General features: G+C 61.5%; 21 protein-coding genes. 10 read left to right on the top strand and 11 right to left on the bottom strand.

The window, feature by feature from the left end:
• Window positions 1–27: 27 nt before the first annotated feature.
• From BSF40_RS01760 to BSF40_RS01715, 10 genes are all read left to right on the top strand, one after another.
• Entirely contained in the window at window positions 28–921 is an 894-nt protein-coding gene (locus BSF40_RS01760; protein ID WP_095963879.1) for a 2-hydroxy-3-oxopropionate reductase, read from the top strand.
• 153 nt (window positions 922–1,074) lie between these two features.
• Window positions 1,075–2,355, top strand: coding sequence for a glycerate kinase (locus BSF40_RS01755; RefSeq protein ID WP_007971416.1), 1,281 nt, complete (start codon window positions 1,075–1,077; stop codon window positions 2,353–2,355).
• Window positions 2,345–3,760 (top strand): pyruvate kinase, encoded by a 1,416-nt coding sequence (gene pyk, locus BSF40_RS01750; protein ID WP_015096206.1) that lies wholly within the window; start codon window positions 2,345–2,347, stop codon window positions 3,758–3,760. Before BSF40_RS01755 ends, pyk begins: the two co-directional genes overlap by 11 nt.
• A gap of 150 nt (window positions 3,761–3,910) precedes the next feature.
• Window positions 3,911–4,825 (top strand): urea transporter, encoded by a 915-nt coding sequence (locus BSF40_RS01745; protein WP_095963878.1) that lies wholly within the window; start codon window positions 3,911–3,913, stop codon window positions 4,823–4,825.
• A gap of 21 nt (window positions 4,826–4,846) precedes the next feature.
• On the top strand, window positions 4,847–5,671 hold the full coding sequence (locus tag BSF40_RS01740; RefSeq protein ID WP_095963877.1) for an ion transporter: 825 nt from the start codon (window positions 4,847–4,849) through the stop codon (window positions 5,669–5,671).
• A 93-nt stretch (window positions 5,672–5,764) separates the two neighbouring features.
• A complete protein-coding gene (locus BSF40_RS01735) occupies window positions 5,765–6,760 on the top strand; it encodes a sulfate ABC transporter substrate-binding protein (protein ID WP_095963876.1) in 996 nt (331 codons plus the stop codon).
• 244 nt (window positions 6,761–7,004) lie between these two features.
• Window positions 7,005–8,210: an MFS transporter gene (locus BSF40_RS01730; RefSeq protein ID WP_095963875.1), complete on the top strand. Its 1,206-nt coding sequence runs from the start codon at window positions 7,005–7,007 to the stop codon at window positions 8,208–8,210.
• A gap of 49 nt (window positions 8,211–8,259) precedes the next feature.
• Complete coding sequence (locus BSF40_RS01725; RefSeq protein ID WP_095963874.1) at window positions 8,260–9,147, top strand: LysR family transcriptional regulator; 888 nt, start codon at window positions 8,260–8,262, stop codon at window positions 9,145–9,147.
• Window positions 9,148–9,229: 82 nt separating this feature from the next.
• Window positions 9,230–9,697, top strand: a complete 468-nt coding sequence (locus BSF40_RS01720; RefSeq protein WP_095964055.1) for a helix-turn-helix domain-containing protein — start codon at window positions 9,230–9,232, stop codon at window positions 9,695–9,697.
• Window positions 9,694–10,269 carry a PIN domain-containing protein gene (locus BSF40_RS01715; RefSeq protein ID WP_095963873.1) on the top strand — a complete coding sequence of 192 codons (576 nt, stop codon included), beginning with the start codon at window positions 9,694–9,696 and terminating at the stop codon, window positions 10,267–10,269. Before BSF40_RS01720 ends, BSF40_RS01715 begins: the two co-directional genes overlap by 4 nt.
• A 159-nt stretch (window positions 10,270–10,428) precedes the next feature.
• Here BSF40_RS01715 and phnN read toward each other — a convergent pair whose 3' ends face one another.
• The 11 genes from phnN to ccmA form a co-directional block, all read right to left on the bottom strand.
• Entirely contained in the window at window positions 10,429–10,995 is a 567-nt protein-coding gene (phnN, locus tag BSF40_RS01710; RefSeq protein ID WP_095963872.1) for a phosphonate metabolism protein/1,5-bisphosphokinase (PRPP-forming) PhnN, read from the bottom strand.
• Window positions 10,996–11,762: 767 nt separating this feature from the next.
• The gene (locus BSF40_RS01700; protein WP_007980770.1) at window positions 11,763–12,170 is read right to left on the bottom strand and encodes a hypothetical protein; all 408 of its coding nucleotides are present in this window, start codon (window positions 12,168–12,170) and stop codon (window positions 11,763–11,765) included.
• A gap of 15 nt (window positions 12,171–12,185) precedes the next feature.
• Window positions 12,186–13,388, bottom strand: coding sequence for a c-type cytochrome biogenesis protein CcmI (gene ccmI / locus BSF40_RS01695; RefSeq protein ID WP_095963871.1), 1,203 nt, complete (start codon window positions 13,386–13,388; stop codon window positions 12,186–12,188).
• Window positions 13,381–13,854: a cytochrome c-type biogenesis protein gene (locus tag BSF40_RS01690; RefSeq protein ID WP_095963870.1), complete on the bottom strand. Its 474-nt coding sequence runs from the start codon at window positions 13,852–13,854 to the stop codon at window positions 13,381–13,383. The genes ccmI and BSF40_RS01690 overlap by 8 nt, the downstream gene beginning before the upstream one ends.
• Window positions 13,851–14,387, bottom strand: coding sequence for a DsbE family thiol:disulfide interchange protein (locus tag BSF40_RS01685; RefSeq protein ID WP_095963869.1), 537 nt, complete (start codon window positions 14,385–14,387; stop codon window positions 13,851–13,853). Before BSF40_RS01685 ends, BSF40_RS01690 begins: the two co-directional genes overlap by 4 nt.
• Complete coding sequence (locus BSF40_RS01680) at window positions 14,384–16,372, bottom strand: heme lyase CcmF/NrfE family subunit (RefSeq protein ID WP_095963868.1); 1,989 nt, start codon at window positions 16,370–16,372, stop codon at window positions 14,384–14,386. The genes BSF40_RS01685 and BSF40_RS01680 overlap by 4 nt, the downstream gene beginning before the upstream one ends.
• 3 nt (window positions 16,373–16,375) lie before the next feature.
• Complete coding sequence (ccmE, locus tag BSF40_RS01675) at window positions 16,376–16,831, bottom strand: cytochrome c maturation protein CcmE (RefSeq protein ID WP_008052305.1); 456 nt, start codon at window positions 16,829–16,831, stop codon at window positions 16,376–16,378.
• The gene (gene ccmD, locus BSF40_RS01670) at window positions 16,828–17,004 is read right to left on the bottom strand and encodes a heme exporter protein CcmD (RefSeq protein ID WP_057398391.1); all 177 of its coding nucleotides are present in this window, start codon (window positions 17,002–17,004) and stop codon (window positions 16,828–16,830) included. Before ccmD ends, ccmE begins: the two co-directional genes overlap by 4 nt.
• A complete protein-coding gene (locus tag BSF40_RS01665) occupies window positions 17,001–17,756 on the bottom strand; it encodes a heme ABC transporter permease (protein WP_007980756.1) in 756 nt (251 codons plus the stop codon). Before BSF40_RS01665 ends, ccmD begins: the two co-directional genes overlap by 4 nt.
• Window positions 17,757–17,829: 73 nt before the next feature.
• Window positions 17,830–18,498, bottom strand: a complete 669-nt coding sequence (gene ccmB, locus BSF40_RS01660) for a heme exporter protein CcmB (RefSeq protein ID WP_007983326.1) — start codon at window positions 18,496–18,498, stop codon at window positions 17,830–17,832.
• Complete coding sequence (ccmA, locus tag BSF40_RS01655; RefSeq protein WP_095963867.1) at window positions 18,495–19,130, bottom strand: cytochrome c biogenesis heme-transporting ATPase CcmA; 636 nt, start codon at window positions 19,128–19,130, stop codon at window positions 18,495–18,497. The genes ccmB and ccmA overlap by 4 nt, the downstream gene beginning before the upstream one ends.
• Between the last annotated feature and the right edge of the window lie 90 nt (window positions 19,131–19,220).

The raw sequence follows: 19,220 nt of genomic DNA, 5'->3' as shown, positions 1-19,220 counted from the left end.
GAAAGCACAAAACAAGAGGATTTTCTCATGGCTAAAATCGGATTTATCGGCACCGGCATCATGGGCCACCCAATGGCGTTGAACCTGCAGAAAGCCGGTCACAGCCTGTTCCTGTCGGCGCACCACGACGCCGCCCCTGCCGACCTGGTCGCCGCTGGCGCCGTTGCTCTGGCGAACCCGAAAGAAGTCGCCCAGGAAGCCGAGTTCATCATCGTCATGGTGCCGGATACCCCGCAGGTCGACGACGTGCTGTTCCGTGCCGACGGTATCGCTGCCGGCGTGGGCAAAGGCAAAGTGGTGATCGACATGAGCTCGATCTCGCCGACCGCCACCAAGGCTTTCGCCGCGAAGATCAACGAAAAAGGCGCGCAATACCTCGACGCCCCGGTCTCCGGTGGTGAAGTCGGCGCCAAGGCGGCGACCCTGAGCATCATGGTCGGCGGCGATGCCGACGCCTTCGAACGCGCCCTGCCGCTGTTCCAGGCCATGGGCAAGAACATCACTCTGGTCGGTGGCAACGGCGACGGTCAAACCGCCAAGGTGGCCAACCAGATCATCGTGGCCCTGAACATCCAGGCCGTGGCCGAAGCCCTGCTGTTCGCTTCGAAAAACGGTGCCGATCCAGCCAAGGTGCGTGAAGCACTGATGGGCGGTTTCGCTTCCTCGAAGATCCTCGAAGTGCACGGCGAGCGCATGATCAAGGGCACCTTCGATCCTGGCTTCCGCATCAGCCTGCACCAGAAGGACCTGAACCTGGCCCTGCAAGGCGCCAAGGAGCTGAACATCAACCTGCCGAATACCGCCAACACCCAGCAAGTGTTCAGCACCTGCGCGGCCATCGGTGGCAGCAACTGGGATCACTCGGCGCTGATCAAGGGTCTGGAACACATGGCGAACTTCTCGATTCGCGACAAGAAGTAAGTCCTGCCCCATCCCCATGTGGGAGCGGGCTTGCTCGCGAAGGCGCCATGTCAGTCAACATCTCTGTTGAATGTGAAGCCGCCTTCGCGAGCAAGCCCGCTCCCACACTGGACCGAGTCGCCCTTCAAATAACAAGAATTCCGGGAGCCCGCCATGTCGGTCGATCCGCAACAATTGCTGCGCGAGCTGTTTGCCACAGCCATCGACGCGGCGCATCCGCAACAAGTCCTCGAAGCCCATCTGCCTGCCGACCGCAGCGGTCGCGTCATTGTCATCGGCGCCGGCAAAGCCGCAGCCGCCATGGCACAGGTGGTCGAGCGCTGCTGGCAGGGTGAAGTGTCAGGCCTGGTGGTGACCCGTTACGGTCACGGCGCACCTTGCGAAAAAATCGAAGTGGTCGAAGCCGCGCACCCGGTACCGGACGCCGCCGGCCTGGCCGTGGCCAAGCGTGTGCTGGAACTGGTCAGCGACCTCAACGAATCCGACCGCGTGATCTTCCTGCTCTCCGGTGGTGGCTCTGCCCTGCTGGCACTGCCGGCCGAAGGCATCACCCTGGCCGACAAGCAGTCGATCAACAAAGCCCTGCTCAAGTCCGGCGCGACCATCGGCGAGATGAACTGCGTGCGCAAGCACCTCTCGGCGATCAAGGGCGGCCGCCTGGGCAAAGCCTGCTGGCCGGCCACTGTCTACACCTATGCGATTTCCGATGTACCGGGCGATCTCGCCACGGTCATCGCTTCCGGCCCTACCGTGGCCGACCCGAGCACCTCGGCCGAAGCCCTGGCGATCCTCAAACGCTACGCCATCGAGGTTCCGGCCTCGGTGCGCACCTGGCTGCAAAGCCCCGAATCGGAAACCGTTAAACCCGGCGACCCGAGCCTGGCACGCAGTCACTTCCAATTGATCGCCCGTCCGCAGCAATCCCTTGAAGCGGCGGCAGTGAAATGCCGTCAGGCCGGGTTCAGCCCGCTGATCCTAGGCGACCTCGAAGGCGAATCCCGCGAGGTGGCGAAGGTCCACGCCGGCATCGCGCGACAGATCGTCCTGCACGGTCAGCCACTGGCGGCGCCCTGCGTGATTCTCTCGGGCGGTGAAACCACCGTCACCGTGCGCGGCAATGGCCGTGGCGGGCGCAACGCCGAGTTCCTGCTGAGCCTGACCGACAGCCTCAAAGGCCTGCCCGGCGTCTACGCACTGGCCGGTGACACCGACGGCATCGACGGCTCGGAAGACAACGCCGGCGCAATCATGACCCCGGACAGCTACGCCCGCGCCGCCGCAAAGGGCCTGAGCGCCAGCGACGAGTTGGACAACAACAACGGTTACGGCTACTTCGAGGCACTCGACGCCCTGATCGTCACCGAGCCGACCCGAACCAACGTCAACGACTTCCGCGCCATTCTGATCCTTGAGAGCACTAAACATGACGCCTGACAAAAAGGTCAAAATCCTCGCTACGCTCGGCCCGGCCATCGACGGCATCGACGCCATCCGTGAGCTGGTGCTGGCCGGGGTCAACATCTTCCGCCTGAACTTCAGCCATGGCGATCACGCGGACCACGCCCAGCGTTTCCAGTGGATTCGTGAAGTCGAGCGCCAACTGAATTATCCATTGGGCATTCTGATGGACCTTCAAGGCCCGAAACTGCGGGTTGGCAAATTCGCCGAAGGCAAGGTGCAACTGGTACGCGGCCAGGCCCTGCGCCTGGACCTCGATGCCACGCCGGGTGATGAGCGCCGGGTCAACCTGCCCCACCCGGAAATCATCGCCGCGCTGGAGCCGGGCATGGACCTGCTGCTGGACGACGGCAAGTTGCGCCTGCGGGTCGTGACCAAGTACGCCGACGCCATCGACACCACCGTGCTCAATGGCGGCGAACTGTCGGACCGCAAAGGCGTGAACGTGCCGCAAGCGGTGCTCGACCTGAGCCCGCTGACCGCCAAGGATCGCCGCGACTTGACCTTCGGTCTGGAGCTGGGCGTGGACTGGGTGGCACTGTCGTTCGTGCAACGTCCGGACGACATCCGCGAAGCCCGCAGCCTGATCGGCGACAAGGCCTTCCTGATGGCCAAGATCGAGAAGCCCTCGGCGGTCGAACAACTGCGCGAAATCGCCGAATTGAGTGATGCGATCATGGTCGCCCGCGGTGACCTGGGCGTGGAAGTGCCGGCCGAAAGCGTGCCGCAGATCCAGAAGAACATCATCAGCACCTGCCGCCAGCTCGGCAAACCGGTGGTGGTGGCCACGCAGATGCTGGAGTCGATGCGCTTCTCGCCGGCGCCCACCCGCGCCGAAGTCACTGACGTTGCCAACGCCGTGGCCGAAGGTGCGGACGCGGTGATGCTGTCGGCGGAAACCGCGTCCGGCGAATACCCACTCGAAGCCGTGCAGATGATGAGCAAGATCATCCGCCAGGTGGAAAACGGTCCGGACTACCAGACTCAACTCGACGTCAGCCGACCGAAAGCCGAAGCCACCGTTTCCGACGCGATCAGCTGCGCCATTCGCCGTATCAGCAACGTGCTGCCAGTGGCGGTGCTGGTCAATTACAGCGAATCCGGCGCGTCGAGCCTGCGTGCGGCGCGGGAGCGGCCGACCGTGCCGATCCTCAACCTGACGCCGAACCTGCAGACCGCCCGTCGCCTGAGCGTGGCGTGGGGTGTGCACTCGGTGGTCAACGATCGCCTGCGCCAGGTCGATGAAGTCTGCTCCACAGCGCTGGAGATCGCCCAGGCCCAAGGCATGGCGCAGCGTGGCGATACCTTATTGATCACCGCCGGTGTGCCCTTTGGACAGCCGGGATCGACTAACTCTCTGCGTATCGAGACATTGATCTAGCGCCTGAACTGGCCTCTTCGCGAGCAAGCCCGCTCCCACATTGAATCTTTGTTCAGTCTTTGATTCTGTGGTGCACACAGATCAACTGTGGGAGCGGGCTTGCTCGCGAAGCAGGCGACACGATTCACTGGAAACACCACAGACTCCATCATGCCTGCCAACCATTTCAACACCCACTGCCCCGACTGGGCCGAAGCCTTGCTCAACGGCTTCAGCCAGATCTTTCTCCAGCGTAATCCGCTGTGCGGCCTGCTGTGTCTGTTGGCCATTTTGTTCACTGCACCCGCCTTGCTGGGCGGCGCCTTGCTCGGCGGTGTTGCCGGGTTGTTCACCGCGCAACGTCGCAACTACGCCAAGGCTGACCGTCAGGCCGGATTGTTCAGCTACAACGGCGTTCTGCTCGGTCTGTTGCTGAGCCTGTACTTCCCCTGGTCGGCGATGATGCCGCCGCTGATTCTGGCCGCCGGCGGCCTGAGCGCGATGCTCACCCAGCAGTGGCTAAAGCGCGTCCGGTTCAGCCAATACCTCCCCGCCTACACCACGCCGTTCGTGGTGCTGAGCTGGGTGCTGCTGTGCTTCGCCACGCCCTCGACAGAGGCGCATTTGATCGAAGTCAGCACCCTGAACATGCTCGCCGCCCCTTTCAAAGGCATCGGTCAGGTGATGTTCCTCGGTCATCCGCTGGCCGGTGCGATGATTGCCGCCGGTTTGCTGATCGCTGATCGCCGCGCCTTCTGCTGGGCGTTGTTGGCGTCTGTCGCGGGCATGGGCTGGAGCCTGCTGCAGCACGACTTCTACACCGCACTGCTGGGTCTCGGCGGCTACAACGCCGTACTCGCCGCCCTCGCCTTCAGCTCGCAGCGTCGCCAACCGTGGCTGCCGCTGGTTGGCATCGGCCTGGCGCTGTTGCTGACGCCGGTGTTTGCCGCCATGGGTCTGCCCACGCTGACCGCGCCTTTCATTCTTGGCTGCTGGCTGATCCGCACGGTTGTTCAGATGCTCGGCAAAGCCCGGGTCGAAAGCGCGCCTTGCGCTACCGGGGAGAATCAACCTAGGCTGCGCTGATCATCGAGTCAGGCGTTATCCATGGACAGCAACAAACACTGGCGTGAAGACCTTTACGTCATGATTTTCCAGACCGACACCCAGGCGGGCCGGCGCTTCGACGGCATCCTGCTGTTGATCATCCTCGCCAGCCTGGTGATCGTGATGCTCGACAGCATCGACAGCATTCACCGCAACTACGCCGATGTACTCGCCTATATCGAGTGGGGCTTCACGGTGATCTTCCTCGGCGAATACATCCTGCGCCTGTACTGCTCGCCCAAACCCCTGCGCTACGCCTTCAGCTTTTACGGACTGGTGGACCTGCTGGCCATCGTGCCCGGCATCCTCGCGCTGTATTACGCCGATGCGCAGTATCTGCTGATTATCCGGATCATCCGCATGCTGCGGATCTTCCGCGTGCTCAAGCTCAGCCCTTATCTCAAGCAAGCCAACTACCTGATGTCGGCGCTGCGCGGCAGCAAGCAGAAAATCGTGGTGTTCCTGGTCAGCGTCTGCACGCTGGTGACGGTATTCGGCACGCTGATGTATGTGATCGAAGGCCCGGAACATGGCTTCACCAGCATTCCCAAAGGCATCTATTGGGCTATCGTGACACTGACCACCGTGGGCTTCGGCGACATCGTGCCGAAGACGCCGCTGGGCCAGGTTGTTTCGTCGCTGGTGATGATCACCGGTTACTCGATCATCGCCGTGCCAACCGGGATTTTCACCGCTGAACTGGCCAACGCCATGCGCGGCGATCAACTTCAACACGACTGCCCGGTGTGCAAGAAAAACAGCCACGAACACGGTGCTGCATTCTGCTCCCGTTGCGGCAATGCACTGTTCAAAAAAACGGAATAAGCAAAGAGCTTTTTAATCTTTAAAGGTCTATGCGAGCACGGTTATAGTCGCTGGCAAAATGCCCCATCTTTTATATAGAACAAGGATTGCGCAGTGAAAAAACTCTTTAGCGCCTCTCTTCTGGCCGCTGGCCTGGCACTGACCAGCGTGGCTCAAGCCGCACCGACGCTGCTCAACGTTTCCTACGACGTGATGCGCGATTTCTACAAGGACTACAACACTGCGTTCCAGAAACACTGGCAAGCCGAGCACAACGAAAACATCACCCTGCAGATGTCCTTTGGCGGCTCCAGTAAACAGGCGCGCTCAGTGATCGACGGCCTGCCGGCGGATGTCATCACCATGAACATGGCCACCGACATCAATGCCCTGGCGGACAACGGCAAACTGGTCCCGGACAACTGGGTCACGCGCCTGCCGAACAACAGCGCGCCGTTCACCTCGGCCACCGTGTTCATCGTGCGCAAGGGCAACCCGAAAGCCCTGAAAGACTGGCCGGACCTGCTCAAGGATGGCGTGCAAGTCATCGTGCCGAACCCGAAGACTTCGGGGAACGGTCGCTACACCTACCTCTCGGCCTGGGGCTACGTGCTGAAAAACGGCGGTGACGAGAACAAGGCCAAAGACTTCGTCGGCAAGCTGTTCAAGCAAGCGCCGGTACTCGATACCGGTGGCCGCGCCGCCACCACCACCTTCATGACCAACCAGATCGGCGACGTGCTGGTGACCTTCGAGAACGAAGCGGAAATGATCGCCCGCGAGTTCGGCCGTGATCAGTTCGAAGTCATCTACCCTAGCGTTTCCGCCGAAGCCGAGCCACCGGTGTCGGTGGTCGACAAAACCGTCGACAAGAAAGGCACCCGCGCTGCCGCCGAGGAATACCTGAAGTACCTGTGGTCGCCGCAAGGCCAGGAGATCGCTGCCGCCAATTACCTGCGCCCGCGTGACCCGGCCGTGCTGGCCAAGTACACCGACCGTTTCCCGAAAGTGGACTTCCTGTCCGTCGAGAAGACCTTCGGTGACTGGCGTACCGTGCAAAAGACCCACTTTAACGATGGCGGGGTTTTCGACCAGATTTATGCGCAATAAACACCTGTAAGAGCGAGCTTGCTCGCGATGGACGTCAACGATAATGCGTTTTTCTGAATAAACGCGTTGACCGTGACTCCATCGCGAGCAGACTCGCTCCTACAGGCAAGGCCATTCGGCGGACGACACACGCGTCCGTCAGTCATTCCGCAATGGAATGATAGCTATCACTCCAATCCCGCTTCCGCCGCTTCAGCCAGCCCGTTAGCCTGCGCGCATTCCTTTCCGTACAGCGAGCCCCGTTATGAACCCAGCGACCCAGGTGCCCCGCGGCACCGCGACAATGACCCGAGGCATGGTGCTGCTGTTCGCCTTCTGCTGCGGGGCCATTGTCGCCAACATCTACTACGCCCAGCCGATCATCGGCCTGATCGCCCCGGACATCGGCCTGAGCAACACCATGGCCAGCCTGATCGTTTCCCTGACCCAGATCGGTTATGCACTGGGGCTGTTTTTCCTGGTGCCGCTGGGGGATCTGCTGGAGAACCGCCGGTTGATGATCATCACCACCCTGGTGGCGATTGCCAGCCTGCTGGGTGCGGCGTTCACCGATCAGCCGAATGTGTTCCTGCTTATTTCGCTGTTGGTGGGGTTCAGCTCGGTATCGGTGCAGATTCTGATTCCACTGGCCGCACACCTGGCGCCGGAAGAAACCCGTGGCCGTGTAGTGGGCGGGATCATGGGCGGTTTGCTGCTCGGCATTCTGCTGGCCCGGCCGGTGTCCAGCGTGGTGGCCGACCACTTCGGCTGGCGCGCGATGTTTGTGATTGCCGCGGTGTTGATGGCGGCCATCAGCATCGTGCTGGCCGTCACCATTCCCAAGCGTGAACCTGATCACAGCGCCTCCTATGGCCAGTTGCTGGGCTCGCTGTGGACGCTGCTGCGCAAGCAACCGGTGCTGCGCCAGCGGGCGTTTTACCAGGGCTGCATGTTTGCCACTTTCAGCCTGTTCTGGACCGCCGTGCCACTGGAATTGGCGCGCAATCACGGCTTGTCGCAAAGCGAGATCGCGATTTTCGCCCTGGTCGGGGCCATCGGCGCCATCGCCGCCCCGATCGCCGGACGCCTGGCCGATGCCGGCCACACCCGCATCGCATCGTTGCTGGCCCTGCTGTTCGCCAGCCTGAGTTTTCTGCCGGCGTTCATCCATCCGGCCTACAGCGTCATCGGCCTGGCCGTGACCGGCGTGGTGTTGGACTTCTGCGTGCAGATGAACATGGTCCTCGGCCAGCGTGCGGTGTACGCCCTCGACGGCAAAAGCCGCAGCCGCCTGAATGCGCTGTACATGACCAGCATCTTCATCGGCGGCGCCTTCGGCTCTTCGGTGGCCAGCGCAGTGTACGAACAGGGCGGCTGGCTGTGGATCGTGATCGTCGGCAGTGCGTTTCCACTGCTGGCGTTATTGCGGTTCCTGAGTGTTTCGCCGAAGGCATCGTTGGCGATGGCTTGAAACCATTGACTTGCGACATCCTCAGGATTTGGCACAAGGACCACCCTCAATGGACCGCCTCGGCGCAATGGAAACCTTCGTCTACGTGGTGGAAACCGGCTCGTTTTCCGCCGCGGCACGACGCCTGAACATCGGCCAGCCGGCCGTGTCGAAAACCATCGCGCAACTCGAATCGCGTCTGGCGGTGCGATTGTTGCTGCGCTCGACTCGCGGCCTGACGCCCACCGAAGCCGGGCTGGCCTTTTTCGAGCGGGCCAAGCGTGCCATCGAAGAAGCCGACGAGGCCGACAACGCCGCACGGGGTTGCGCCAGCGGGCTGAGTGGCAACCTGCGTATCTGCGCGGCGGTCACCTTCGGCCGGCTGCACATCGTTCCGCACCTGGGCCCCTTCCTGGAGCAACACCCGGAGCTGAACATCGACCTGATGCTCGACGATCGCAATGTCAATCTGGTGGAAGAAGGCGTCGATATCGCCCTGCGCATGGGCGCGTTGAGCGACTCGGGCCTGACTGCGCGCAAGATCGCCGAATGCCGGCGCATGGTACTGGGTACACCGGCGTACTTCGAAAAACACGACGCCCCCACCTGCCCCGCCGACCTGTGCAAGCATCAGGCAATCGTCTACACCCTCGGTGACGGCGCCAATTGGCAATTCAGCAAGGCCGGCGAGAAGCAATCGGTGATCGTCAGCGGCCGGATCCGTGTCAACGCCGCCGAAGGCCTGCGTGAAACCGTGCTGGCCCATCAAGGACTGACCATGGCCTCGCAATGGATGTTTGCGCCAGAACTGGCCGACGGTTCGGTCCGGGAAGTGATGAAGGACTGGGCATTGCCGAACCAGGACCTGTGGGCTGTGTTCCCCACCGGGAGAATGGCCAGCGCCAAGGCTCGGGCGTTTGTGGAGTATGTGCAGGGGTTGTTGAAGAACGAGGTTTGAAAGCCAGGCGTTTCGTTTATTGCGATTTTCGATTAATTCGAATAGCCTGCTGAAATCGATTATTCTGAAATTGGAAGCCGTCATGTCGACCGTCATTCATCCGCCAATCAATTTGCCCGCGAAACACGAAATACAGGCCGCGATCGAGGGGCAACGCACCCTGGCTGCCTATCTCGCCACCCGGTTCGAAACTCAGCACATCCAGATATTCGATGAGCAGAACGAAGCGCATAACATCGAACTGCCCACCTCGGCGCTCCGTTTGCTAGTCGATATTCTGGCGGAACTCGCGGCCGGTAACGCAGTGAAAGTAGTCCCGGTTCACGCTGAACTGACTACGCAAGAAGCGGCAGACCTGCTCAATGTCTCACGTCCACACCTGATCAAACTGCTCGAATCCGGCGAACTGTCCTACCACAAAACCGGCAAGCACCGACGTGTGCGTTTTGCCGACTTGATGGACTATAAAAACCGGCGCGACACCGCCAGCGAGCAGGCAATGATGCTTCTCGCCGAGCAGGCACAGGCGTTAAGGACAGGATACGAGTGAGGCACTCTTCATTTACCGCTGTATATGACGCTTGCGTGCTTTACCCCGCGCCCTTGAGAGACTTTCTGATGTGGCTAGCGCTCTCCGGGCTTTTCAGGGCGAAATGGTCAGTGGCAATACACGATGAATGGAAACGCAATCTGCTGAAAAACCGCCCGGATCTCAACGCCACGCAATTGAATCGCACCTGCGAGCTAATGGATCTGGCGATTCCCGACGCCTGCGTGTCGGGGTACGAAGTTTTGATACAAGGACTGACGCTGCCCGACGCGGATGACCGACATGTCCTGGCGGCTGCCATTCGTTGCAACGCCAGCGTCATTGTCACCTTCAACCAGAAAGACTTCCCCCGCACCGCGTTGCAACCTTATGGCATCGAGGCCCAGCACCCCGACGAATTCGTCAATGACCTTTTCGACCTGGATCCGGCAGCAGTGGTCGCCGCGGCACAACGACAGCGCAAGCAACTGAAGGCCCCACCGATGAACACTGACACTTATCTCGATCTATTGTTACGTCAAGGCTTGGTTCAGTCGGTCAAGGCATTGAACAGTTTCCGGGCAATGCTTTGAAAATCACCACGCCTGATCGCTACAACGCACACCCACCAAACCCGACCCTGACATTCGCCGGCAAATCACCACGATGATTTATCAACCACGCATTCAAGGTGTGCCCGACACGGGTCAACACCAGCGGCTTCGGCTGCAACTCGACGATGCACTGCAACGTCAGGCACATGGGGATTGCTCGTCAATACAGGCCAGCAAGTGTTCGACCGTGGACTCCAGCGGCCCGGAGTTGTCGAGCAGGAGCACGGCCGGGTCGTCGGCCAGCAGCCGCTCGCTGAATCGCGCATTGCGCGCCAGACGCTGATCGATCTCGATCAACGATTCTCGCCCGCGCTCCAGCAAGCGATGCCGCAGTACCTCTTGATCCACAGTCAACAACAGCACCAATACGTCTGGATAGCGCTGGCGCGTGTTCTGCAAATGCCCCCGAGAGCCATTGACCAGCACGTCCTGGCCGGCGGCCAGCCAATCGTCGATTTCCCGCGGGATGCCATAGGACAACCCATTGGCGTGCCAGCTCAGGGCAAACGCGCCCTGAGCTTCCATATCGGCAAACTGCTGCGCACTGACACCCAGCGCCGCCTCGCCCACGGCTTCGGCCGAGCGGGTAATGACCCGCCTCACGATACGACAGCCGCGTTCGGCCAACCGCGTTCGCGCGGCATCCAGCAGGCTGTCCTTGCCCGAACCTGAAGGCCCGATGAGATAGATCAACCTGCCCGCCATCAAAACACCCTCTTCATTTGTCGCCACACTTGCTGGACCACCGGCAAACCATCCTGACGGCGCTTGCACCCGATCAGCCCGCTGGCCTGGCGAATGATCCATCACCTGCACCCGTTGCACCAGCAGGTTTTCCACCCGATCACGGTATAGGCCCAGGGTGTTCGACCAGTGCCAGTTAAAAACTGTTACCTATGTGGGTGAGTCATACCCTGCGATCTTTTGATTTTGATTTTTGACCAAGTGTCGAAGAGGCGGACGATCAAGATCAAAAGATCGCAGCCCACCGCAGCTCCTGCCAGTGGGCCAGCGTACAACCCCACCACTCAACAGGCCGAGCGTTAGCTCGCCTGCAGCTTGTGATCTTGATCCACCCGCCCCCTCGGCAGGCTGAGCGCAGGTGTTCATCCGGGGATGGGCGCGCAGCGCCGTTCGACGCAGTCGAACTCATTGCATGTAGGTCGAAGCGAAGCCGACCGGAGGGCAATGCCCCCGGATGAATACCGGAGCGAAGGAACCCCGAGCCTCAGCGAGGGGCCGTACGTTCGGGGCGAGCGTTTTTTGCTTCCTTTTTTAGGCGCTTGTAAAAAAGGGAGTCGCCGTAAGGGCGAAACCATAAGTGGCCGTTACCGCAGCAATGGATATGTACACGGTCAACAAAAGACAGGTCGGCTGTCAGGCCGCCTTCGCGAGCAAGCCCGCTCCCACAGAGTTCAGCAGCGACCTGGAAATCAGGCACAAAAAAGCGACCCGAAGGTCGCCTTAGTGCGTTACTGCCCGAATTGCCGCCCAAGCCCACCCGGAACACCGTGAATGTCAGTTTCCTCCCACGGCCCTTTCGGACTGATCGACCGGCTCCAGCCGTTATCCCAACGGTAATAGGTACGCTGGCGATAAAAGGTATTGGGCTGATCATCAAGCACATAAACCCCAAGCTTCGGATCCCAATGGCTATTGCCCCCCGGTGGTGGCGCAAAGCTGGCGGACGTGCGCGGCAGCGGCTTGGAGGGTTTAACCGGAACAGACGGCTTGCTCGGTACCGGCGACGTCGATGGCGTAGGGCTGGGCTGCGACCGCGGAATCGGCGGCGGAGCCGTTTGCTCCGGTGGTCGCTGGACCGCACAAGCGCTTAACCCCAAAACGACGCTGAGCAGGGCAATACGAGCGATAGCGGTCATGGTAGCGTTTTCCTGTTATTTGTCCGGACTGTCGATGGTCAGTGTTTGCGGCGCGGTGGTGCTGCTGGCCAAAGGCTGGCTGCGACCAATCCACTCGCCGGCGGTCGGTTTGCCGGCACGGGAAATACGCGCAACCAGTTGGACTTCAGGGAAGTTCGACAGTTTCAATTGCGGCATCATCGCGTCGGCATCGCTCAGCTCGACGGTCACCGGCAGGTCGGCCACGGTCATGCGCTTGACCGCCAGCGGGGCCGGCGGACCGGAGACCGCACGGGCGAAGATGAACACGCTGTCGCCAGGCTGGACCTTGGTTTTGAGCTCCGCAGCCAGATCGACGCTGACCTTGAGCAACGCCGCGGTCTTGGCCGCCGGTGCTTGCGCAACCTTGCCACCACTGGCCACCAGTTTCTCCGTGGCCCGGGTGATCCCGCCTTGCAGCGCCTCCCGGGACGGGTCGTTCGGCGGCAACTGCGCCAACAGGCGATTCCAGTAATCGATGGCGTCCTGATAACGCTCGCCTTCAAACGCGGCAATGCCGAGCAAGCCGAGGCTGGTGACTTCTTTCGGATCGGCCTTGAGCGCTTCGTCGGTCAGGGCCTGGACCTTGTCCGACCACTTCTTGCCATCGGCGAAGTACTGCGCCTGGGCCCATTGACCGAGCAGCTCGGGCTGACGACCGGCCAGGTTCACCGTGCGCTCGAACATCTTCGCCGCGTCCGCCGGGCGATCCTGCGCCATGTAGGTACGACCGAGGAAGTACATGCCTTCGGCGGAATCCGGTTGAGCGGCGACCACACGCTCCAGGCGTTGGGTCATCTCTTGCATCGACTTGGGTGCCTGGGAGAATTCGCGGGTCAGTTCGACCTTGTCGCTGGCGCCGTAATGCATGTACAGCCCCAGGCCCAGCACCGGCACCAGAACGGCCGCCAGCAACGGCAGGGGTTTACCCAGTCGCGACACCCGCGGCGCTTCGACGCCTTCGGTATCGGCCAGCAACTCACGGGCGGCTTCGGCACGACCGGCGTCCATTTGCGCCGCATCGAGCACGCCCTCTTCCTGCTGAGTCTGCAACTCAGCCACGCGCTCCTGATAAAGCGCGACGTTCAAGGCGGTACGATCCTCTTCACGCTGGGCACGACGGCTGCGCAAAACCGGGATCAACAGAAAACTCAGGGCAACCAGAAGCAGCAGACCTGCAGCGAGCCAGAAATCAATCATTCTTGGTTTTATCCAACAGTTGGTCGAGGCGCGAGCGCTCCTCGGCAGACAGCGAGCCCGGGGTGCCGGCGCGTTGCACGCGACGACGGCGGACGATCACCGCGATGATCACGACGCCCCCCAGCAACAGGCCGGCGGGGCCGAACCAGAGCAAGGCAGTCTTGGCGTTCAACGCAGGTTTGTAGCGGACGAAGTCACCGTAGCGGTCGACCATGAAGTCGATGATCTGCTGGTTGTCCTTGCCTTCGCCGATCATGCGGAAAATCTCTTTGCGCAGGTCGGCGGCAATCGGCGCGTTGGAATCGGCAATGTCCTGGTTCTGGCACTTGGGGCAACGCAGCTCCTTGGTCAGCTCGCGAAAACGCTCGCGGTCACCTTCCTTGGCAAACTCATAGGTGTCGATGGCCGCGTGAGCCACACCGGCCATACTCAAGCCCAGGACAGCGGCAGCAATCCAGCGCTTCATGGCTTGGCCTCGTCGACCAGCGCCTGGTACTTGCCCGCCAGTTTTTCGCGCCAGACCTGCTCGTCGATCACGCCGACGAACTTGTCACGGATGATGCCCTTGGCGTCGATGAAGAAGGTTTCCGGCGCGCCGTACACGCCGAGGTTCAGGCCCAGCGAGCCTTCGTCGTCACGGATGTCCAGCACATACGGGTTGTGGAAGTCCGTCAGCCACTTCAAGGCATCGGCGTTGACGTCCTTGTAGTTGATGCCGTAGATCACCACGCCCTGCTGGGCCAGCTTGTTCAGCACCGGGTGCTCGACCCGGCAGGAAATGCACCAGGTGCCCCAGACGTTGACCAGCGCCGGCTTGCCCAGAATGTCGGCGCGGGTCAGGGTCTTGTCGCCCTGCACCGACGGCAGGGAAAACTCCGGGAACGGCTTGTTGATCATGGCCGAAGGCAACTCGGCCGGATCCAGGTACAACCCACGGTAGAGAAACACGGCAACCACCAGAAAAATCGCCAGTGGCAACAACATCAACCAACGCTTCATGCAGTGGCTCCCGACATGCCCAGTGCTTCGCGCACGCGGCTTTTGACCTTGACCCGATAACGCCGATCCAGCGCCGCCAGCAAACCACCTGCACCTGTCAGCAAACCACCGAACCAGATCCAGCGCACGAAGGGTTTGACGTGTACGCGCACAGCCCAGGCGCCGTTACCCAGCGGTTCACCGAGGGCGACATAGAGATCGCGGGTGAAACCGGCGTCGATACCCGCTTCGGTCATCACCGAGTTCTGCACGGTGTACAGGCGTTTTTCCGGGTGCAGCACGCTGATTTCCTTGCCGTTGCGGATCACCCGGACGGTGCCCTTGTCGGACGTGAAGTTCGGGCCTTCGAAGTGCTTGGCGCCTTCGAAGATAAAGTGATAACCGGCCAGGTCCATGGACTCGCCCGGCGCCAGGCGCAGGTCACGCTCGGCACTGTTCTGGCTCGACAGCACGACACCCAGCGCACACACGGCAATGCCCAGGTGTGCGATCTGCATGCCCCAGTAGCTGCGGGTCAGGGTGGGCAGGCCTTTGATCAGGCCTTTGTGGCGGGTCTTGTCGACAATGTCACGCGCACCGGCCAACAGCACCCAGGCAGCAAGCATGAAGGTCGCGAGCACGGCCCAGTTGAAGTCGCCGTAAGCGACGCCAGCCACCACGGCCATGGCCGCACTGCCGAGCAATACCGGGGTCAGCATGCTCAGCAGCCATTTCACCGGGGTGTCTTTCCAGCGCACGATCACGCCGACCGCCATCACCACCATCAACAACGCCATCAATGGAATGAACAGCGCGTTGAAGTACGGCGGGCCGACCGACAGCTTGGCGCCGGTCATGGCATCGAGAATCAGTGGGTACAAGGTGCCCAGCAGGATCATCGAGGCGGCCACCACCAGCACCAGGTTGTTGCCCAGCAGCAGGGTTTCCCGGGACCACAGGTTGAAGCCGACCTGGCTCTTGACCACCGGCGCGCGCAGGGCGAACAGCGTCAATGAACCACCGACCACGAACAGCAGGAAAATCAGGATGAACACGCCGCGTTCCGGATCGGAGGCAAAGGCGTGCACCGAGGTCAACACGCCGGAACGCACGAGGAAGGTGCCCAGCAGGCTCAACGAGAACGCAGCGATGGCCAGCAACACGGTCCAGCTCTTGAACACGCCGCGCTTTTCCGTGACCGCCAGCGAGTGAATCAGCGCGGTACCCACCAGCCATGGCATGAAGGAGGCGTTTTCCACCGGGTCCCAGAACCACCAGCCGCCCCAGCCGAGTTCGTAGTACGCCCACCACGAACCGAGGGTGATGCCGATGCCGAGGAACGCCCAGGCCACAATGGTCCAAGGACGCGACCAGCGCGCCCACGCGGCATCCAGGCGACCGCCCATCAACGCGGCGATGGCGAAGGCGAAGGCCACCGAGAATCCGACGTAGCCCATGTACAGCATCGGCGGGTGCACGATCAGGCCGATGTCTTGCAGCAAGGGGTTGAGGTCGGCACCGTCGCTGGGCATTTGCGGCAGGATGCGTTTGAACGGATTGGAGGTCATGATCAGGAACAGCAGGAAACCGGTGCTGATCATGCCCATCACCGCCAGCACGCGGGCCAGCATGACCTGTGGCAACTGCCGGGAGAAAACCGACACCGCAAAGGTCCAGCCACCGAGAATCAAGGCCCACAACAGCAGGGACCCTTCGTGGGCACCCCACACCGCGCTGAACTTGTAGTACCACGGCAAGGCGCTGTTGGAGTTGTTGGCCACATAGGCCACGGAGAAGTCATCGACCATGAAGGCGTAGGTCAGGCAACCGAAGGCAAACAGCAGAAAGCTGAACTGCCCCCAGGCCGCCGGCTGGGCCAGGCTCATCCACAGCCGGTCACCGCGCCAGGCACCGAGCAGCGGGACCACGGCCTGGGCCAGGGCGAAGCACAGGGCCAGGATCATCGCCAGATGACCCAGCTCGGGAATAAAGATGCCGGATGTCATGGATCAACCCTCCTTCGCGGGCGTTGGGGCCGATTGACCGCTGTCTTTCAACGCCTTGGTCACTTCCGGCGGCATGTACTTCTCGTCGTGCTTGGCCAGCACTTCATCGGCCACCACCACGCCATCGGCATTGAGCTTGCCCAGGGCGACGATGCCCTGCCCTTCGCGGAACAGGTCCGGAAGGATGCCGCGATAGGTGATGGTCACGGATTTGTTGAAGTCGGTGACGACGAACTTCACGTCCAGCGAGTCGCCGGAACGTTGCAAGGAACCGGCCTCGACCATGCCACCGGCGCGGATGCGCGTGTCTTGTGGCGCTTCGCCGTTGGCGATCTGGGTGGGTGTGTAAAACAGGTTGATGTTCTGCTGCAGGGCGCTCAGGGCCAGGCCGACGGCAGCGCCGACCCCGACCAGGATCGCGAGAATGATGATAAGACGCTTTTTGCGCAGCGGATTCACTTGCCGTTCTCCCGGCGCAGACGACGCGCCTCTTGTTGCAGATACCGCTTGCGGGCCAGGATCGGCGCCGCCACGTTGAGGGCCAATACCACCAGGCAGATGCCATAGGCTGACCAGACATACAGGCCATGATGACCCATGGCGATGAAGTCGCCGAATGAAGCAAAACTCATCGAGCGACCTCCAGGCTGTTTTCCACTTCGGCCTTGACCCAACTGGCCCGGGCTTCGCGCTTGAGCACTTCAAGTCGCATGCGCAGCAACAGCACCGCACCGAAGAAACAGTAGAAACCCAGCGCCGTCAGCAGCAATGGCAGCCACATCTCGGCAGGCATTGCCGGTTTTTCGGTGAGGGTGAAAGTCGCCCCCTGGTGCAGGGTGTTCCACCACTCCACCGAGTACTTGATGATCGGGATGTTGATCACGCCGACAATCGCCAGCACCGCACAGGCCTTGGCCGCACTGTCACGATTGCTGATCGCGTTGCCCAGCGCAATGAGACCGAAGTACAGGAAAAGCAGGATAAGCATGGACGTCAGGCGTGCATCCCAGACCCACCACGAGCCCCAGGTCGGTTTGCCCCAGATCGCCCCGGTGACCAGCGCAACGGCGGTCATCCAGGCACCGATGGGTGCCGCGCATTGCAGGGCGACGTCGGCCAGTTTCATCTTCCACACGAGGCCGACGATGCCGCACACCGCCAGCATCACGTAGATGGACTGCGCCAGCATGGCGGCCGGAACGTGGATATAGATGATGCGGAAGCTGTTGCCCTGCTGATAGTCCGGCGGCGCAAAGGCCAGGCCCCAGACCACGCCAACGCTGATCAGCAGCAACGCCGCGACGCTCAGCCAGGGCAGCATTTTGCCGCTGATGCCGTAAAACCATTTGGGCGAGCCGAGCTTGTGAAACCACGTCCAGTTCATACTGTTTCCATCACGGTTGCTCTTTACTGTGAAGAGCGAGGGTCTTTACTGGTCGTTTTTTGACCAGACCTCATTATTCGCCGACGCTGATCTTCAGGCCAGCAGCTATTGCAAAAGGTGTCAGGGTTATCGCCAGGGCGGTCAGGCTACCAAGCCACAGGAGATAACCGGTCGCCGGCATTCCCTGCAAGGCAGCCTGCAAGGCGCCACTGCCAAGGATCAACACCGGGATGTACAACGGCAGTATCAGCAGGGCCAGCAACAGGCCACCGCGCTTCAAGCCGACCGTCAGCGCCGCGCCCACCGCACCGAGCAGGCTCAATACCGGTGTACCGAGCAGCAACGAAAGCAGCAACACCGGCAGACAGGCGGCAGGCAAACCGAGCATCAGTGCCAGCAAGGGGGCCAGCAAAACCAGTGCCAGGCCGGAAAAAGCCCAGTGTGCCAGCACTTTGGCCAAAACCAGAAGAGGCAGGGGGTGCGGCGAAAGGACCCACTGTTCAAGGGATCCGTCTTCGAAATCACTGCGGAAAAGCCCGTCCAGCGAGAGCAGGACCGATAAAAGTGCCGCCACCCAGACCAAGCCCGGAGACAAGGTTTGCAACAATTGAGACTCGGGTCCGACGGCCAGCGGGAACAGCGAAACGACGATGGCAAAGAACACCAGCGGATTGGCCAGCTCCGCCGGACGGCGGAACAGCAGACGCGCCTCGCGGGCGACCAACAGGCCGAACACACTCATACGGCCCAGCTCCCCAGATCGATGTCGCGATAACCGGCCGGCATCCGGCTCAGCGTGTGGTGAGTGGTCAACACCACCATGCCGCCGCGCTCGCAGTGGCCGGCCAGGTGTTCTTCGAGTTGCGCCACGCCCTGCTTGTCGAGGGCGGTAAAGGGTTCATCGAGGATCCACAGCGGCGGGCTATCCAGATACAGGCGCGCCAGCGCGACGCGGCGCTGTTGACCGGCAGACAGGGTGTGACAAGGCACATCCTCGAATCCGCGCAGCCCGACCGCCGCCAGCGCCTGCCAGATCGCCTCATGGGTCGCCGGATGATGCAAGGCACACAGCCAGCTCAGGTTCTCTTGTGGTGTCAGCAAATCCTTGATCCCGGCCGCGTGGCCGATCCACAGGAGGTTGCGCGCCAGTTCGCCGCGTTGCTCGTTCAGCGGCTGGCCGTTGAGCAACACCTGACCGGCGGTCGGGTGCATCAGCCCCGAGAGCAGGCGCAACAGGCTGGTCTTGCCACTGCCGTTGGGGCCACTGATTTGCATCATTTCGCCACTGGCCAGTCTCAAATCGAGATTTTCGAAGAGCAGCCGAAGGTCTCGCTCACAGGCAAGGGCAACGGTTTGCAGGACAGGACTGGTCAAGGGTTCACGGGCCTTATACGGTTCAAGTCGGCACTGGCGCGGCCGTTAAAGAGATGCAGCATAGATGCAATGACGTCTTGTTCTAGAGAG

The sequence above is a fragment of the Pseudomonas sp. ACN5 genome (assembly GCF_002303975.1).
Classification (GTDB): Bacteria; Pseudomonadota; Gammaproteobacteria; order Pseudomonadales; family Pseudomonadaceae; genus Aquipseudomonas; species Aquipseudomonas laurylsulfatiphila.
Note: the sequence above shows the minus strand (reverse complement) of the source record. Positions and strands in the feature narration are given on the sequence as shown.

Bases quoted from the DNA above. Each gene is read 5' to 3' on its own strand.
- ccmI (WP_095963871.1), bottom strand. From the start codon at position 13,388: ATGATTGATTTCTGGCTCGCTGCAGGTCTGCTGCTTCTGGTTGCCCTG.
- BSF40_RS01690 (WP_095963870.1), bottom strand. From the start codon at position 13,854: ATGAAGCGCTGGATTGCTGCCGCTGTCCTGGGCTTGAGTATGGCCGGT.
- BSF40_RS01725 (WP_095963874.1), top strand. From the start codon at position 8,260: ATGGACCGCCTCGGCGCAATGGAAACCTTCGTCTACGTGGTGGAAACC.
- BSF40_RS01680 (WP_095963868.1), bottom strand. From the start codon at position 16,372: ATGACATCCGGCATCTTTATTCCCGAGCTGGGTCATCTGGCGATGATC.
- BSF40_RS01745 (WP_095963878.1), top strand. From the start codon at position 3,911: ATGCCTGCCAACCATTTCAACACCCACTGCCCCGACTGGGCCGAAGCC.
- BSF40_RS01685 (WP_095963869.1), bottom strand. From the start codon at position 14,387: ATGAAGCGTTGGTTGATGTTGTTGCCACTGGCGATTTTTCTGGTGGTT.
- ccmB (WP_007983326.1), bottom strand. From the start codon at position 18,498: ATGAGTGTGTTCGGCCTGTTGGTCGCCCGCGAGGCGCGTCTGCTGTTC.
- BSF40_RS01740 (WP_095963877.1), top strand. From the start codon at position 4,847: ATGGACAGCAACAAACACTGGCGTGAAGACCTTTACGTCATGATTTTC.
- BSF40_RS01760 (WP_095963879.1), top strand. From the start codon at position 28: ATGGCTAAAATCGGATTTATCGGCACCGGCATCATGGGCCACCCAATG.
- phnN (WP_095963872.1), bottom strand. From the start codon at position 10,995: ATGGCGGGCAGGTTGATCTATCTCATCGGGCCTTCAGGTTCGGGCAAG.
- BSF40_RS01755 (WP_007971416.1), top strand. From the start codon at position 1,075: ATGTCGGTCGATCCGCAACAATTGCTGCGCGAGCTGTTTGCCACAGCC.
- BSF40_RS01700 (WP_007980770.1), bottom strand. From the start codon at position 12,170: ATGACCGCTATCGCTCGTATTGCCCTGCTCAGCGTCGTTTTGGGGTTA.
- ccmD (WP_057398391.1), bottom strand. From the start codon at position 17,004: ATGAGTTTTGCTTCATTCGGCGACTTCATCGCCATGGGTCATCATGGC.
- BSF40_RS01720 (WP_095964055.1), top strand. From the start codon at position 9,230: ATGTCGACCGTCATTCATCCGCCAATCAATTTGCCCGCGAAACACGAA.
- BSF40_RS01665 (WP_007980756.1), bottom strand. From the start codon at position 17,756: ATGAACTGGACGTGGTTTCACAAGCTCGGCTCGCCCAAATGGTTTTAC.
- pyk (WP_015096206.1), top strand. From the start codon at position 2,345: ATGACGCCTGACAAAAAGGTCAAAATCCTCGCTACGCTCGGCCCGGCC.
- BSF40_RS01730 (WP_095963875.1), top strand. From the start codon at position 7,005: ATGAACCCAGCGACCCAGGTGCCCCGCGGCACCGCGACAATGACCCGA.